Origin of the sequence: Dactylosporangium sp. CS-033363 (assembly GCF_050942475.1) — a bacterium.
GTDB lineage: Bacteria > Actinomycetota > Actinomycetes > Mycobacteriales > Micromonosporaceae > Dactylosporangium.
This window is the reverse complement of sequence record NZ_CP192032.1, coordinates 9,018,261-9,032,746: the sequence shown is the minus strand read 5'-3', so window position 1 is coordinate 9,032,746 and position 14,486 is coordinate 9,018,261. Positions and strand designations below refer to the sequence as shown.

The following is a 14,486-nucleotide window of genomic DNA, read 5'->3' as shown; positions in this document are numbered from 1 at the left end:
TTGCTATTGCCGGCCTTGGTGACCACCATCCTGTTCCGGTTCGGCTGCGCGCGTCTTGGTCGTCCGTGCACGGTTGCCGGTTATCAGTGCGCGGGGGTTGTAGCCGTACGTCGTCGTGAAGAGCTTGCTGAAATGGGCGGGATCGGAGAATCCCCACCGGACGGCCACGGCGGTGACCGTGCGTCCGCCTCCGGTCAGCTCGGCCCGGCAGCGCTCCAGGCGGCGACGGCGGATCAGGGCCGCGACGGTGAGCGGCTGGTCCTCGAACAGTTTGTGCAGCCGCCGCACGGAGATGTGGTGGGCGGCGGCGATGCTGGGCGGAGACAGGCCGGGATCAGCCAGCCGGGCCTCGATGTAGCCGGCGATCCGGTTCCGCAGTCCCTCGTCCGGGGCCGGGTGTCCGTCGCCCAGCCGGGCCTCCAGGGCGACCGCGATCAGCTCGATGACGGCCGCCGCCGACCGCAGCGCCTCCGCCTCGCGGAACTCGGTCGCCGACCGCGCCGACTCCCGGGCCAGCACGGAGACGAGCGCGCCCGGACCGCGGTTGCCGTCGATGCGCTCGCCGATGAGCCGGTCGATCTGCGCGGGCCGGATCCGAAGCTCCCGGCGCGGAACCAGGATGGTGACGTGCGCCGCGGCGGTGCTCTCGAACCGGAGCGGGCGCGTGGGATCGAGCAGCACCAGGTCGGCCGGCCCGAGTTCGGCGTCGCCGCGGCCCTGCTCGATCCGTGTCCGGCCCCGGGTCATCACCTTGACGGCCAGGTTCTCGCCGTCGGCGGCGTCGCGTTCCCGCCCGGTACAGGCGCTCGCGGGCGTGTCGAGGGAGACCAGCCGCAGCGGACCGAGGTCACGGGTGGCGATCCGGCCCCGGAAGCCGGCCCCGGCCAGCTTGTTGACCAGCGGCGGAAACCCGCAGGCGGCCAGCTCGTCCCGGAACGTGTCGAGATTGCCGGCCATTCATCGCACCAGCAGGACGACGAGCGTCCGCGGCCCGTGCACGCCCTCGACCCGGTTCAGCTCGATGTCGCTGGTGGCCGAGGGCCCGCTGATCAGCGTCAGCGGCCGGGTGGGCGTCAGCCGCGCCAGCAGATCCGGCACCGACTGTACGACCTGATCGGCCCGTACCACGCAGAAATGCCGGTCCGGCACCAGCGTGACGGCCCGCCGCCCCTGATCCGGGGACCCGTCCAGCGCGATCGTCCCGGTCTCCGCCACCGCCGCCGCGCAGCACGTCACCACGCCCGCGAACGCGTCCAGCTCGGTGGGGGAGAAGGTGCCGTTGTCCACTGTGGACTCCGGGACGGCGAACGGCAGGGAGGGCGGCACGATCAGCGGGGTCAGGCCGGCCAGCGCCGCCGCCAGGTCCGCTTCCAGGGCGGCGGCGGTGGTCTGGATGACGGTCGCCTTGTAGTCCTCCAGGCGGTCGACGAACAGGTCGAGGTCGCCGCGCCGGGACGGGTCGGCCGGGTGGTAGTCGCGGGGGACCGGCGGGGCGTCCGGCGAGGAGCCCAGCGCGGAGCGGATCCGCGCCAGGATGACCGAGCGGGCGTCGTCAGCCATTGCGCGTGCGCCACCATTCGCGGAAGGTCTGGGCCGGCGGGCGGGGCAGGTCGCGGCTCGCCGTCCACGCCGACATCGGCGGGGGCAGGGCGCCGATCCGGTCGCGCTTGCGGCCCAGCAGGCGGCCCAGCCGCATGAGCCGCTCGCCGCCGCGGAACCGGCCCGGGTTCGCCATCACCCAGGAGACCGCGGCCATCGAGATCGCCTCGGCCGACGGGCCGCGGTGCTCCTCGACGTGCCGGGCGCGCAGGTGGACCAGCAGGCTGGGAATGTCGATGCGCACCGGGCAGGCGTCGAAGCAGGCGCCGCACAGGCTCGACGCGTACGGCAGCGAGGCGTTGTCCTCGACGCCCGTCAGCTGCGGGGAGAGCACGGCGCCGATCGGGCCCGGGTACACCGACCCGTACGCGTGCCCGCCCGTGCGCTCGTAGACCGGGCACACGTTCAGGCAGGCCGAGCAGCGGATGCAGTGCAGCGCGGAGCGGCCCACCTCGTCGGCGAGCACCGCGGTGCGGCCGTTGTCCAGCAGCACCAGGTGGAAGTCCTGCGGGCCGTCGCCGGGCGTGACGCCGGTCCACAGCGACGTGTACGGGTTCATCCGCTCGCCGGTCGAGGAGCGCGGCAGGAGTTGCAGGAACACTTCCAGGTCGGTCCAGGCCGGCACGAGCTTCTCGATGCCCATGACGGTGATCAGCGTCTGCGGCAGCGTCAGGCACATCCGGCCGTTGCCCTCGGACTCGACCACGGCGAGCGTGCCGGTCTCGGCGACGGCGAAGTTGGCGCCCGACACGGCAACCTTGGCCGACAGGAACTTGCGGCGCAGATGCGCACGGGCGGCCATGGCGAGCTGGCGCGGCTCGTCGGTGAGGTCAGCCGGCACCGAGGGCATGGAACGCAGGAAGATGTCGCGGATCTCGGTGCGGTTGCGGTGGATCGCCGGCACCAGGATGTGCGACGGCTTGTCGTGGCCGAGCTGGACGATGAGCTCGGCCAGGTCGGTCTCCCAGGCCGCGATTCCTTGCGCCTCCAGGGCCTCGTTCAGCCCGATCTCCTGGGTGGCCATCGACTTGACCTTCACGACCTCGTCGGCGCCGGCTGCCCGTACCAGATCGGCGACGATGGCATTCGCCTCGTTGGCGTCGCGGGCCCAGTGCACGTGCCCGCCCCGGGCCGTGACCTGCTCCTCGAGCTGCGTGAGGAGCTCGGGCAGGCGGGCCATGGTGGCCGCCTTGAGCGCCTCGCCGGCCAGCCGGAGCTGCTCCCAGTCCGGCACCTCGCCCACCACCGCGGCGCGCTTGGCCCGGATCGTGCGGGTCGCGTGGCCGAGGTTGCGCCGCAGCTGCTCGTTGCCCAGCTCGCGGCGCGCCGCGACCGGGAACGGCTCGTCCCCGCGTAGCTGGCCCACCCCGCGCGGGGCGACCTGCGGCATGCCCAGAAAGGTCGTCATGTCGAAGCCAAAATCTCCGCCAGGTGTACTGGACGAGTCTCCGTCGACAGCCGCGAGAGCCCGCCGCCGATGTGCATCAGGCAGCTCGAGTCGCCCGCGGAGACGACGTCGGGGGACGTGGACAGCACGTTGCGCAGCTTGTCGGCGAGCATCGCGGCCGAGGTGTCGGCGTTCTTCAGGGCGAACGTGCCGCCGAAGCCGCAGCACTGCTCGGCGTCGGGCAGCTCGACCAGGTCGATGCCGTCCACCGCGCGCAGCAGTTGCAGGGGCCGGTCGCCGACGCGCAGCATGCGCAGCGAGTGGCAGGTCGGGTGGTACGTGACCCGGTGCGGGTAGCGCGCGCCGACGTCGGTCACGCCGAGCACGTCGACGAGGAACTCGGACAGCTCGTAGGTGCGCCGGGCGACCTCGCCGGCCCGGGCCGCGAGCTGGTGCTTGCCGGCCCGCGTGGCGACGGCCGCGTGCTGGTGGCGCACCGAGCCGACGCACGAGCCGGAGGGGGCGACGATCGCGTCGTACGGCTCGAACGTGCGCATGTGGTGCTCGACGAGCTTCACGGCCTGGCGCTGGTACCCGGTGTTGACGTGCATCTGCCCGCAGCAGGTCTGGGCCTCGGGAAACACCACCTCGTGCCCGAGCCGCTCCAGCAGCGTCACCGTCGCCATCCCGACCTGCGGGAACATGGCGTCGGCGAGGCACGTGACGAACAGCGCGACGCGCACCGGCGTCACCGGCCTTTCTTGCGGCCCCGTGGGCGGGCGCTCGACTCGCGGACGATCAGCTCGGGCTGGAAGACGACGTGCCGGTGTTCGTGCCGCCCGTCGTCCTCGATCTCCTCGAGCAGCAGGGCTGCCGCCGTGCGGCCGAGCTGTTCGCGGGGTTGCCGGACCGAGCTTAACGGCACCGCGGCGGCCGCGGCGAACTCGATGTCGTCGTACCCGACGATCGCCACGTCCTGCGGCACGCGGACGCCACGCAGCGTCATCTCCTGCAGTACACCCAGCGCGAGCAGGTCGTTCGCGCAGAAGATGGCGGTCGGCCGGGCGTCGGCGGGGCTGGAGGCGATCTGCGTGGCGGCGGCCCGGCCCGACGCGACGGTGAGGTTCGGCGTCGGCACCACCACGAGCTCGGCCCGGCCGTCGACGGCCTCGGCGAAGCCGGCGTGGCGGTCCTGGACCTGCGCGATGGACATCGGCCCGCCGACGAACGCGATGCGCTTGTGGCCCTGCTCGGCCAGGTGCGTCCCGGCGAGGCGCCCGCCCAGGATGTCGTCGACCGCGACCGAGCAGCGGCTGTGCCGGCCGGAGCCGCGGTCGACGAGCACGACCGGGGTACCGCGCTGAATGAGCTGCTCCAGCCGCGAGCTCGGCCCCTCGTCGACCGGCGTGATGAGCACCCCGCGCACCCGCTGCTCCTCCAGCAGCTCGAGGTGGCGGTGCTCGCGGTGCGCGTCCTCGCCGCTGTTGCAGACCACGACCATCACGCCGTGGTCCTCGGCGGCGGCCTCCGCGCCCCGGACCACGTCGGTGAAGAACGGGTTGGTCACGTCGAGCACGACGAGCGCGATCTGCCGGCTCTGCCCGGCCCGCAGCTGCCGGGCGGAGTCGTTGCGCACGTACCCGAGCTCGGCGATCGCGTCGAGCACGCGCTGGCGGGTCGTGGTGGCGACGAGCTCGGGGCGGTTGAGGACGTTGCTGACGGTACCGATGGAGACCCCGGCGCGTCGCGCCACCTCTTTGATGCCCGTGGTGGTGGTCATCTATCTCCTGAAACGTGTCAAGCCCCGGGGGCGCGGTCAGCCGCCGCGTCCGGTGTATCAAATCGGTAACGCGATCGAAACCCTTGACGGGGTCGAGGCTCGGCTTCTACCGTCACTCTAACCAATCGATGAAACGTTTCACAAGAATCTCCCGGAAGGGGGCCCGGTGCTCGTTCTCGAGGATGTCAGCAAGTCCTTCGGAGCCGTCGCGGCGCTCCGCGACGTGCGCCTGGACCTGCGCGCCGGCGAGGCCCACGCGCTCGTCGGCGAGAACGGCGCCGGCAAGTCCACGCTGGTGAAGATCCTGGCCGGGGCCCATCAGCCCGACGCCGGCACGATCACCATGGACGGCCGGCCGCTGGTGCTGGGCAACCCCGCCGACGCCCGCGCGGCCGGCATCGCCGTCATCTACCAGGAGCCGACGCTCTTCGCCGACCTCTCGGTGGCCGAGAACATCTTCATGGGCCGCCAGCCGCTGCGGTCCGGGCGGCGCATCGACACCGCCGCGATGCGCACCCGCGCCACCGACCTGTTCGCCCGCCTCGGCGTGCAGATGGACCCCGACCGCCCCGCGCGCGGGCTGTCCATCGCCGACCAGCAGCTGGTCGAGATCGCCAAGGCGCTGTCCTTCGACGCCAAGGTCCTGGTCATGGACGAGCCGACCGCGGCGCTGTCCGGCGTCGAGGTGGAGCGGCTGTTCACGGTCGCCCGCTCGCTGCGCGACGCGGGCGCCGCCGTCCTGTTCATCTCGCACCGCTTCGACGAGGTGTTCGCGCTCTGCCAGCGCATCACCGTCATGCGCGACGGGCGGTGGGTGTCCACGGACCCGGCCGACGAGCTGACCGTGGCCGACGTGGTGCGGCGCATGGTCGGCCGGGAGGTCGGCGACCTGTACCCGAAGGAGCCGGCCAGCATCGGCGAGCCCCGCCTGGAGGTGCGCGGGCTGCACCGGGCGGGCGCGTTCCACGACATCGCCTTCACCGTCCACAGTGGAGAGATTGTGGCCCTGGCCGGGCTGGTCGGGGCCGGGCGCTCGGAGGTCATCCGGGCCGTGTTCGGGGTGGACCGGTACGACTCGGGCGAGGTCCTGGTCGACGGCAAGCCGCTGCGGCGGGCCGACACCTCGGCGGCGATCGCGGCCGGGCTCGCCCTGGTGCCGGAGGACCGCCGCCAGCAGGGGCTGATCATGGACCTGTCCGTCGAGCGCAACGCGACCCTGCCCCGGCGGTGGTCGCTGGCGAGCCTGGGCCTGCTGTTCGGCAGCGCCGAGCGGCGCTCGGCCCGCGACTGGGCCGACCGGCTGCAGGTCAAGGCGCGGCGGCTGGGGGATCCGGTCTCCACGCTGTCCGGCGGCAACCAGCAGAAGGTGGTGCTGGCCAAGTGGCTGGCCACCGAGCCGCGCGTGCTGATCGTGGACGAGCCGACCCGGGGCATCGACGTCGGTACCAAGGCCGAGGTGCACCGCCTGCTCAGCCGGCTGGCCGGCGAGGGGGTCGCGGTGCTCATGGTCTCCAGCGAGCTGCCCGAGGTGCTGGGCATGGCCGACCGGGTCCTCGTCATGCACGAAGGGCGGCTCGCCGCCGACATCCCCCGCACCCGAGCCGACGAGGAGTCCGTGATGCTGGCCGCCACCGGGCAGGAGTCGCGATGACGGCAGTCGAGACCCCCGCGCCGCCGCGCACCGCCCGCGCCACGCGGCTCACGCACCGGGTGTTCCTGGTCCGCGAGCTCGGCATCCTGGTCGCGCTGGTGCTGCTGATCGGGATCACCGCGATCACCAACCCGCGGTTCCTGTCCCAGCAGAGCGTCAAGGACCTGCTGCTCGGCGCCACGATCCTGGCGATCCTGGCCACCGGGCAGGCGATCGTGGTCATCACGCGCAACGTCGACCTCTCGGTCGGCTCCGTCCTCGGCCTGTCGGCGTTCCTCACCGGCACGCTGTTCCTGAACCACCCCGGCCTGCCGATCCCGGTGGTGCTGGTGGCGGGCGCGGCGCTCGGCGCGGTGTGCGGCGCGGTCAACGGCGCCCTCATCGCCGCCGCCCGGGTGCCGGCGCTCGTGGTCACGCTCGGCACGCTGTACGTCTTCCGCGGCATCGACTACCGCTGGGCCACCGGCAAGCAGATCAACGCCGCCGACATCCCGGTGTCGTTCCTGCACATGGGGACCAGGACGATCCTGGGTGTACCGCTGCTGACGCTCTTCGCCCTCGCCGTCGTCCTCGCCGCCGGATTCTACCTGCGCTCGTACCGAAGCGGCCGCGAGCTGTACGCGATCGGCTCCGACCCCGCCGCGGCCCGGCTGTCCGGCATCGCGGTCGGGCGCCGGGTGTTCTTCGCGTTCGTCACCTGCGGGGCGCTCGCGGGCCTGGCCGGCGTGCTGTACGTGGCCCGCTTCGGCACCCTGGACGCCAACGCCGGCCTCGGCCAGGAGCTCAACGTGGTGGCCGCGGTCGTCGTCGGCGGCGTGGCCATCTTCGGCGGCAGCGGCTCGGTCTACGGCGCGGCGCTGGGCGCGATGCTGCTGACCACGATCGGCAGCGCGCTGCCGGTGCTCGGCGTCACCCCGTTCTGGCAGCGGGCCGCCGTCGGCGCGCTGATCCTGGCGGCGATCGGCCTGGACCGGGCGCTGTCGGTGCGAGTCACGAAGAGCCTGCAGCGAGGGGTACACCAGTGAGCATCGTGCGCAGAATCGGGTCCTGGGACCTGATCGTCCTGCTGGCCCTCGTGCTCGTCGTCGCGGTCGGCGCGTCGGCGGTCGACGGCGTGGCCAGCCCGCGCTTCTGGCGGTTCGTGACGCTCGAGGTCATCCCGATCGCGCTCGTGGCGCTGCCGCTGACGCTGGTCGTCATCACCGGCGAGATCGACCTGTCGGTGGCCAGCGTGATGGGCCTGACCTGCGCCGTGATGGGCAGCCTGTGGGCGCACGGGGTGACCTCGCTGCCGGTGCTGGTGGTGCTGAGCCTGGTCCTCGGGGCGGTGCTGGGCGCGGTCAACGGGCTGTTCATCACCGTCTTCGGGCTGCCGTCGCTGGCGGTCACGATCGGGACCCTCGCGCTGTACCGCGGACTCGCCTATGTCGTGCTCGGCGACAAGGCGATCTCGGACTATCCGTTCTCGTGGACCAGCGGCGCGACGAAGCCCATCCCCGGACTCACCATTCCCTGGTTCGTCATCGTGGTCGCCGTCCTCGCGGTCTTGTTCGCTCTGGTACTGCACGCCACCCCGATCGGCCGCGGCCTGTACGCGATGGGCAACAACGCCGAGGCGGCCCGATTCGCCGGCGTCGCGGTCGGGCGCACCAAGTTCTGGCTGTTCGTCACCACCAGCACCATGTCCGCGCTGGCCGGCGTGTTCTGGACGTTCCGCTTCGCCAGCGCCCGGGCCGACAACGCCAACGGCCTCGAGCTCGCGGTCGTCGCGGCCGTGCTGCTCGGCGGCGTCTCCATCTTCGGCGGCCGGGGCGGCCTGCTCGGCGTCCTCGGCGCCGTCGTGCTCATCTGCGTGCTGCGCAACACCTTGCAGCTCGCGTCCGTGCCGGAGAACACCCTCACCATCGTCACCGGCTCGCTGCTCATCGCCTCGGTCGTCGGACCGAACGCCGTCGCCATGGCGCGCGAGCGCCTCCGGCGGCGGCGAACCGCCTGAAAGTCCGCATTGGCAAACACCCCCGGCTCAGCTGACACCCCGTTGAAAGGATTCACATGAGAAGCAAGCTCCTCGCGGCCGTCGTCGCGACCGCGCTCGCGTTCAGCATGGCGGCCTGCGCCGAGGACGACTCCTCCACGTCCACCGACAGCAGCGGCGCGGCCGGCGGCGGCTCGGGCACCATCAAGTCCGGCCTCAAGGTGGCGTTCCTGCCCAAGCAGGTCAACAACCCGTACTTCGACACCTCCGACAACAAGGGCGGCAAGGTCGCCGTCGAGGAGTTCAAGGGCACCTACAGCGAGACCGGCCCGTCCGAGGCGAGCCCGTCGGCCCAGGTCAGCTACATCAACACGCTGTCGCAGCAGGGCACCAACGTCATCGCGGTCTCGGCCAACGACAAGGACGCCATCTGCGGCGCGCTGAACGAGGCCCGCCAGAACGGCGCCAAGGTCGTCACCTTCGACTCCGACACCAAGCCCGAGTGCCGCGACCTGTTCATCAACCAGGCCAGCAGCGAGGGCATCGCGAAGATCCAGATCAAGCTCATCTCCGACGCGATCGGCCCCGACGGCGGCGAGATCGCGATCCTGTCGGCCACCGCCAACGCGACGAACCAGAACGCCTGGATCGAGCAGATGAAGACCGAGCTGGCCAAGCCGGAGAACAGCAAGCTCAAGCTCGTCGACACCGTCTACGGCGACGACGACGACCAGAAGTCCTTCCAGGAGGCCCAGGGCCTGCTGGCCAAGCACCCCAACCTCAAGGGCATCATCGCCCCGACCACGGTGGGCATCGCCGCCGCCGGCCGCTACCTGTCCGGCTCGACCTACAAGGGCAAGGTCCAGCTCACCGGCCTCGGCACCCCGAACCAGATGAAGGCCTACGTCAAGGACGGCACCGTCAAGGCCTTCGCCCTGTGGAACCCGGCCGACCTGGGCTACCTGGCCGCCTGGGGCGGCGCCGCCCTCGCCTCCGGCCTCATCAAGGGCAAGGAGGGCGACAAGTTCACCGCCGGCAAGCTCGGCGAGTTCACGGTCGGCAAGGACGGCACGGTGCTGCTCGGCGACCCGTACACCTTCAAGGCCGACAACATCGACCAGTTCAACTTCTGACGCTGGTTGGGTCCCGATAAGTCGGGCGCTGCGCGCCGCGACTTATCTGACATGTCGGGAACGCCCGACCGAAAGGGGCATGGCGTGCGCCGGGTCTGCTTCACGTTGCAGGTCAAGCCGGAGCGGCTGGAGGAGTACCGGCGCCGCCATGCCCAGGTCTGGCCGGAGATGCTCGTCGCCCTGCGCGACGCCGGCTGGCACGACTATCAGCTCTTCCTCCGCGATGACGGCCTGCTCGTCGGCACGCTGCTGACCGGCGATCTGGCCGCCGCGCAGGCCGCCATGGACGCCACCGCGGTGTCCGCGCGCTGGGAGGCGCAGATGGCGGAGTTCTTCACCCACGGGCGGCAGCTGGTCGTCCTCGACGAGGTGTTCAACCTGGAGCACCAGCTTGGAGCATTGCAATGACTGAGCTCGCCCCGGAGACGCGGGCGCGTGTCGCGGCGCGGCTGCGCGAACAGCGGATCGAGACGGCGTCCTGGGCGTACGGCAACTCGGGCACCCGGTTCAAGGTGTTCCCGCAGGAGGGCGTGCCCCGGGACCCGTACGAGAAGCTCGCCGACGCCGCCCAGGTCCACCGCTTCACCGGCGTGGCGCCCAGCGTCGCCCTGCACATCCCGTGGGACCTCGTCGAGGACTACGCCGACCTGGCCCGGCACGCGACCGAGCTGGGCGTGCGGGCCGGCACCATCAACGTCAACGTGTTCCAGGACAACGACTACAAGCTCGGCAGCGTGACCAACCCCGACCCGGGCATCCGGCGCAAGGCGATCGGGCACCTGCTGGAGTGCGTCGACATCATGGACCTGACCGGGTCGCGGGACCTGAAGCTGTGGTTCTCCGACGGCACCAACTACCCGGGCCAGGACGACGTGCGCACCCGCCAGGACCGCCTCGCCGCCGCGCTGCGCGAGACCTACGACCGCCTCGGCGAGGACCAGCGGATCCTGCTGGAGTACAAGCTGTTCGAGCCCGCGTTCTACATGACCGACGTGCCGGACTGGGGCACCGCCTACCTGCACTGCGTGGCGCTCGGCGAGCGGGCCCAGGTGGTCATCGACACCGGCCACCACGCGCCCGGGACGAACATCGAGTTCATCGTGGCCCAGCTGCTGCGGGCCGGGCGGCTCGGCGGCTTCGACTTCAACTCCCGCTTCTACGCCGACGACGACCTGATGGTGGGCGCGGCCGACCCGTTCCAGCTGTTCCGGATCATGCACGAGATCGTGCTGGCGGACGCGGTCGCCGCCCCGGGGATCGCGTTCATGCTCGACCAGTGCCACAACATCGAGCCGAAGATCCAGGCCGTGATCCGCTCGGTGCTCAACGTGCAGGAGGCCACGGCCAAGGCGCTGCTGGTCGACCACGCGGCGTTGCGCGCGGCCCAGGAGTCCGGCGACGTGCTCGAGGCCAACGAGGCGCTCATGGACGCGTACAACACCGACGTGCGGCCGCTGCTGCGCTCGATCCGCGAGGACATGGGCCTGGACCCGGACCCGATCGGCGCGTACAAGCGCTCCGGCTACCTGGAGAAGATCGTCGCCGAGCGCGTCGGCGGTTCCCAGGCCGGGTGGGGCGCGTGAGCACGCCCGACGAGCTGATCGCGCGCTCGAACCGGCTGGGCGCCGATCCGCGCAACACCAACTACGCCGGCGGGAACACGTCGGCCAAGGGCACTGACACCGATCCGGTCACCGGCGGCCCGGTGGAACTGTTGTGGGTCAAGGGTTCCGGGGGCGACCTGGGCACGCTCACGCCCGCCGGGCTCGCCGTCCTGCGGCTCGACCGGCTGCGCGCGCTGGCCGGCGTGTACCCGGGCGTCGAGCGCGAGGACGAGATGGTCGCCGCGTTCGACTACTGCCTGCACGGGCGGGGCGGCGCGGCGCCGTCGATCGACACCGCGATGCACGGGCTCGTGGACGCCCCGCACGTCGACCACCTGCACCCCGACGCCGGCATCGCCCTGGCCACCGCGGCCGACGGGCCCGCGCTGACCAAGGAGTGCTTCGGCGACAGCGTGCTGTGGGTCCCGTGGCGGCGCCCGGGGTTCCAGCTGGGCCTGGACATCGCGGCCGTCCAGCGCGCCAACCCACAGGCGATCGGCGTGATCCTGGGCGGGCACGGGATCACCGCGTGGGGGGCCACGTCGGAGGAGTGCGAGCGGAATTCGCTGAGCATGATCGGTACCGCTGCGGCATTCTTGGCTTCGAAGGGCCGCTCCGAACCCTTCGGCGCGCGGGTGCACGCGCCGCTGGAGGATCGCCGGGATATCGCTGCCGCGCTGATGCCCCTGCTGCGGGGGCTCGTGTCCACGGACCGGCGGCAGGTCGGCCACTTCCGGGACGACGACGTGGTGCTGGACTTCGTGGGATCGGCGCGGATGCCCGAGCTGGCGCGGCTCGGAACGTCGTGCCCCGATCATTTCCTGCGGACCAAGGTGCGCCCGATGGTACTCGAGGCCGGCGGCGGCACCGAGGAACGCATCCGGGAACTGCACGCGCAGTATCGGATCGACTACGAAGAGTACTATCGGCGGCACGCGGCCCCGGATTCGCCGCCCATGCGCGGCGCGGACCCGGCGATCGTGCTCGTCCCCGGCGTCGGGCTGTTCTCGTTCGGCGCGAACAAGCAGACCGCCCGCGTGGCCGGCGAGTTCTACGTCAACGCGATCAACGTGATGCGCGGGGCCGAGTCCGTCTCCAGCTACGCGCCGATCGACGAGGCCGAGAAGTTCCGGATCGAGTACTGGGCGCTGGAGGAGGCCAAGCTCCAGCGGATGCCGAAGCCCAAGCCGCTCGCGACCCGGATCGCGCTGGTCACCGGCGGCGGCTCCGGCATCGGGCGGGCCATCGCGCTGCGGCTGGCCGCCGAGGGCGCGTGCGTCGTCGTGGCCGACCGGGACGCCGGCGCCGCGGCGAAGGTGGCGGCCGAGATCGGCGGCGGCGACGTGGCGATCCCGGTCACCGTCGACGTGACGGACGAGGCGGCGGTACGGGCCGCCGTCGACGCGGCCGTGCTCGCCTTCGGCGGCGTGGACCTGGTCGTCAACAACGCCGGCCTGTCCGTCTCCAAGCCGCTGCTGGAGACCACCGCGGCCGACTGGGACCTGCAGCACGACGTCATGGCGCGCGGCTCGTTCCTGGTCGCGCGGGAGGCCGCCCGGGCCATGATCAGACAGGGCATGGGCGGGGACATCGTGTACATCGCGAGCAAGAACGCGGTGTTCGCCGGCCCGAACAACGTCGCGTACGGGGCGACCAAGGCCGACCAGGCGCATCAGGTCCGGCTGCTGGCGGCGGAGCTGGGGGAGTACGGGATCCGCGTCAACGGCGTCAACCCCGACGGGGTGGTCCGGGGCTCGGGCATTTTCGCCTCGGGCTGGGGCGCGCAGCGGGCGGCGGTCTACGGGGTGCCGGAGTCGGAGCTCGGCGCCTTCTACGCCCGGCGGACGCTGCTCAAGCGCGAGGTCCTGCCCGCGCACGTGGCCGACGCGGTGTTCGCGCTGACCGCGGGCGAGCTGTCGCTGACGACGGGCCTGCACGTCCCGGTCGACGCCGGGGTCGCGGCGGCGTTCCTGCGATGAGGATCGCGGCGGTCGACCTCGGGGCCTCCAACGGGCGGGTGATCGTCGCGGACGTGTCGTCCTCGGCGATCACCTTCGCCGAGGTGGCGCGCTTCGCCAACGATCCGGTGTCCGTGCACGGGACGCTGCACTGGGACATCCTGGCGCTGTACCGCGGCGTCCTCGACGGCCTGCGCGCCGCCGGCCCGGTCGACTCCGTCGGGATCGACTCGTGGGCCGTGGACTACGGCCTGCTCGACGCCGACGGCGCGCTGCTCGGCAACCCCGTCCACTACCGCGACGCGCGCACGGACGGGGTGGCCGCGCGGTTCGACGGCCGCGCGCTCTACGCGGCCTCCGGGATCGCCACGCTGCCGTTCAACACGCTGTTCCAGCTGGTCGCGGCGCGGGGGAGCGCGCAGCTCTCCGCGGCGCGGCGTCTTCTGCTGATTCCCGATCTGCTCTCGTACTTCCTGACGGGCGTCGAGGGGACCGAGCTCACGAACGCCTCGACGACGGGCCTGCTCGCGGCCGGCGGCGGTGGGTGGGCGCCGGAGATGCTCGCGCTCGCGGGCATCGAGGAGTCGCTGCTGCCGCCGCTGCGCGCGCCGGGGACCGCCGCGGGCGTGATCCGGGACTCGGGCACCCCGGTCACCGTGGTGGCCTCGCACGACACGGCGTCGGCGGTGGCCGGGGTGCCCGGGGCCGGGAACTTCGCGTACATCTCGTGCGGGACGTGGTCGCTGGTCGGCGTGGAACTGGCCGCGCCGGTGGTGACGCGCGAGTCGTACGAGGCCGGGTTCACGAACGAGATCGGCGTCGACGGGACGGTGCGGTACCTGCGCAACGTCATGGGGCTGTGGCTGTTGCAGGAGTGCATGCGGGAGTGGTCGCTGCCGCTCGACGCGCTGCTGGCCGGGGCCGCTGCCGCGCAGCCGCGGCGCAGCGTCGTCGACGCGACCGATCCGGCGTTCCTGGCGCCGGGGGACATGCCGGGGCGGATCGCGGCCGCCTGTCGTGCTCTTGGGCAGCCGGTGCCGTCGACGCCCGTGGAGATGACGCGGTGCATTCTCGACTCGTTGGCCCTCGCGTACCGGCGGGCGGTCGACGACGCGCGCCGGCTCGCGGGCGTGTCCGTGGACGTCGTGCACATGGTGGGCGGGGGGTCGCTGAACGCGCTGCTGTGCCAGCTGACGGCGGACGCCTGTGAGCTGCCGGTGCTCGCCGGGCCGGTCGAGGCGGGGGCGCTGGGGAACATTCTGGTGCAGGCGCGGACGTTGGGTGTCGTCGATTCCGACTTGTCCGACATGCGGGCGCTGCTGGCGGCGACACAACCGATCACACGGTACGAACCGCGCGCCTGACGGGAAATTGTCGTAGCCCTGCGGTACGGTGACGG

The 14,486-nt window shown here is 72.0% G+C and carries 13 protein-coding genes; 8 read left to right on the top strand and 5 right to left on the bottom strand.

Annotated features, from left to right (window positions below):
- Positions 1–3 precede the first annotated feature (3 nt).
- Genes ACQPZ4_RS41575 through ACQPZ4_RS41555 form a run of 5 tightly spaced genes read right to left on the bottom strand, consistent with a single transcriptional unit; the run spans position 4 to position 4,766 of the window.
- A complete protein-coding gene (locus tag ACQPZ4_RS41575; RefSeq protein ID WP_433049047.1) occupies positions 4–957 on the bottom strand; it encodes a helix-turn-helix domain-containing protein in 954 nt (317 codons plus the stop codon).
- Positions 958–1,560: a LutC/YkgG family protein gene (locus ACQPZ4_RS41570; protein WP_433049044.1), complete on the bottom strand. Its 603-nt coding sequence runs from the start codon at positions 1,558–1,560 to the stop codon at positions 958–960.
- Positions 1,553–3,007 (bottom strand): LutB/LldF family L-lactate oxidation iron-sulfur protein, encoded by a 1,455-nt coding sequence (locus ACQPZ4_RS41565; protein WP_433049041.1) that lies wholly within the window; start codon positions 3,005–3,007, stop codon positions 1,553–1,555. The genes ACQPZ4_RS41570 and ACQPZ4_RS41565 overlap by 8 nt, the downstream gene beginning before the upstream one ends.
- Positions 3,004–3,729, bottom strand: a complete 726-nt coding sequence (locus ACQPZ4_RS41560) for a (Fe-S)-binding protein (RefSeq protein ID WP_433066899.1) — start codon at positions 3,727–3,729, stop codon at positions 3,004–3,006. Before ACQPZ4_RS41560 ends, ACQPZ4_RS41565 begins: the two co-directional genes overlap by 4 nt.
- Positions 3,730–3,734: 5 nt before the next feature.
- Entirely contained in the window at positions 3,735–4,766 is a 1,032-nt protein-coding gene (locus ACQPZ4_RS41555; protein WP_433049038.1) for a LacI family DNA-binding transcriptional regulator, read from the bottom strand.
- Between the two features lie 166 nt (positions 4,767–4,932).
- Between ACQPZ4_RS41555 and ACQPZ4_RS41550 the strand changes: the two genes are divergently transcribed.
- From ACQPZ4_RS41550 to ACQPZ4_RS41515, 8 genes are all read left to right on the top strand, one after another.
- Entirely contained in the window at positions 4,933–6,417 is a 1,485-nt protein-coding gene (locus tag ACQPZ4_RS41550) for a sugar ABC transporter ATP-binding protein (protein WP_433049035.1), read from the top strand.
- Complete coding sequence (locus ACQPZ4_RS41545; protein WP_433049032.1) at positions 6,414–7,442, top strand: ABC transporter permease; 1,029 nt, start codon at positions 6,414–6,416, stop codon at positions 7,440–7,442. The genes ACQPZ4_RS41550 and ACQPZ4_RS41545 overlap by 4 nt, the downstream gene beginning before the upstream one ends.
- Complete coding sequence (locus ACQPZ4_RS41540; RefSeq protein WP_433049029.1) at positions 7,439–8,413, top strand: ABC transporter permease; 975 nt, start codon at positions 7,439–7,441, stop codon at positions 8,411–8,413. Before ACQPZ4_RS41545 ends, ACQPZ4_RS41540 begins: the two co-directional genes overlap by 4 nt.
- Before the next feature lie 56 nt (positions 8,414–8,469).
- Positions 8,470–9,525 (top strand): rhamnose ABC transporter substrate-binding protein, encoded by a 1,056-nt coding sequence (gene rhaS / locus ACQPZ4_RS41535; protein WP_433049026.1) that lies wholly within the window; start codon positions 8,470–8,472, stop codon positions 9,523–9,525.
- A gap of 84 nt (positions 9,526–9,609) precedes the next feature.
- Positions 9,610–9,933 carry an L-rhamnose mutarotase gene (locus ACQPZ4_RS41530; protein ID WP_433049023.1) on the top strand — a complete coding sequence of 108 codons (324 nt, stop codon included), beginning with the start codon at positions 9,610–9,612 and terminating at the stop codon, positions 9,931–9,933.
- Positions 9,930–11,108 carry an L-rhamnose isomerase gene (rhaI, locus tag ACQPZ4_RS41525; protein WP_433049020.1) on the top strand — a complete coding sequence of 393 codons (1,179 nt, stop codon included), beginning with the start codon at positions 9,930–9,932 and terminating at the stop codon, positions 11,106–11,108. Before ACQPZ4_RS41530 ends, rhaI begins: the two co-directional genes overlap by 4 nt.
- On the top strand, positions 11,105–13,108 hold the full coding sequence (locus ACQPZ4_RS41520; RefSeq protein ID WP_433049017.1) for a bifunctional aldolase/short-chain dehydrogenase: 2,004 nt from the start codon (positions 11,105–11,107) through the stop codon (positions 13,106–13,108). The genes rhaI and ACQPZ4_RS41520 overlap by 4 nt, the downstream gene beginning before the upstream one ends.
- Positions 13,105–14,451 (top strand): rhamnulokinase, encoded by a 1,347-nt coding sequence (locus tag ACQPZ4_RS41515; RefSeq protein ID WP_433049014.1) that lies wholly within the window; start codon positions 13,105–13,107, stop codon positions 14,449–14,451. Before ACQPZ4_RS41520 ends, ACQPZ4_RS41515 begins: the two co-directional genes overlap by 4 nt.
- The last annotated feature ends 35 nt before the right edge of the window (positions 14,452–14,486 follow it).

Bases quoted from the DNA above. Each gene is read 5' to 3' on its own strand.
- ACQPZ4_RS41575 (WP_433049047.1), bottom strand. From the start codon at position 957: ATGGCCGGCAATCTCGACACGTTCCGGGACGAGCTGGCCGCCTGCGGG.
- ACQPZ4_RS41515 (WP_433049014.1), top strand. From the start codon at position 13,105: ATGAGGATCGCGGCGGTCGACCTCGGGGCCTCCAACGGGCGGGTGATC.
- rhaS (WP_433049026.1), top strand. From the start codon at position 8,470: ATGAGAAGCAAGCTCCTCGCGGCCGTCGTCGCGACCGCGCTCGCGTTC.
- ACQPZ4_RS41565 (WP_433049041.1), bottom strand. From the start codon at position 3,007: ATGACGACCTTTCTGGGCATGCCGCAGGTCGCCCCGCGCGGGGTGGGC.
- ACQPZ4_RS41545 (WP_433049032.1), top strand. From the start codon at position 6,414: ATGACGGCAGTCGAGACCCCCGCGCCGCCGCGCACCGCCCGCGCCACG.
- ACQPZ4_RS41570 (WP_433049044.1), bottom strand. From the start codon at position 1,560: ATGGCTGACGACGCCCGCTCGGTCATCCTGGCGCGGATCCGCTCCGCG.
- rhaI (WP_433049020.1), top strand. From the start codon at position 9,930: ATGACTGAGCTCGCCCCGGAGACGCGGGCGCGTGTCGCGGCGCGGCTG.
- ACQPZ4_RS41555 (WP_433049038.1), bottom strand. From the start codon at position 4,766: ATGACCACCACCACGGGCATCAAAGAGGTGGCGCGACGCGCCGGGGTC.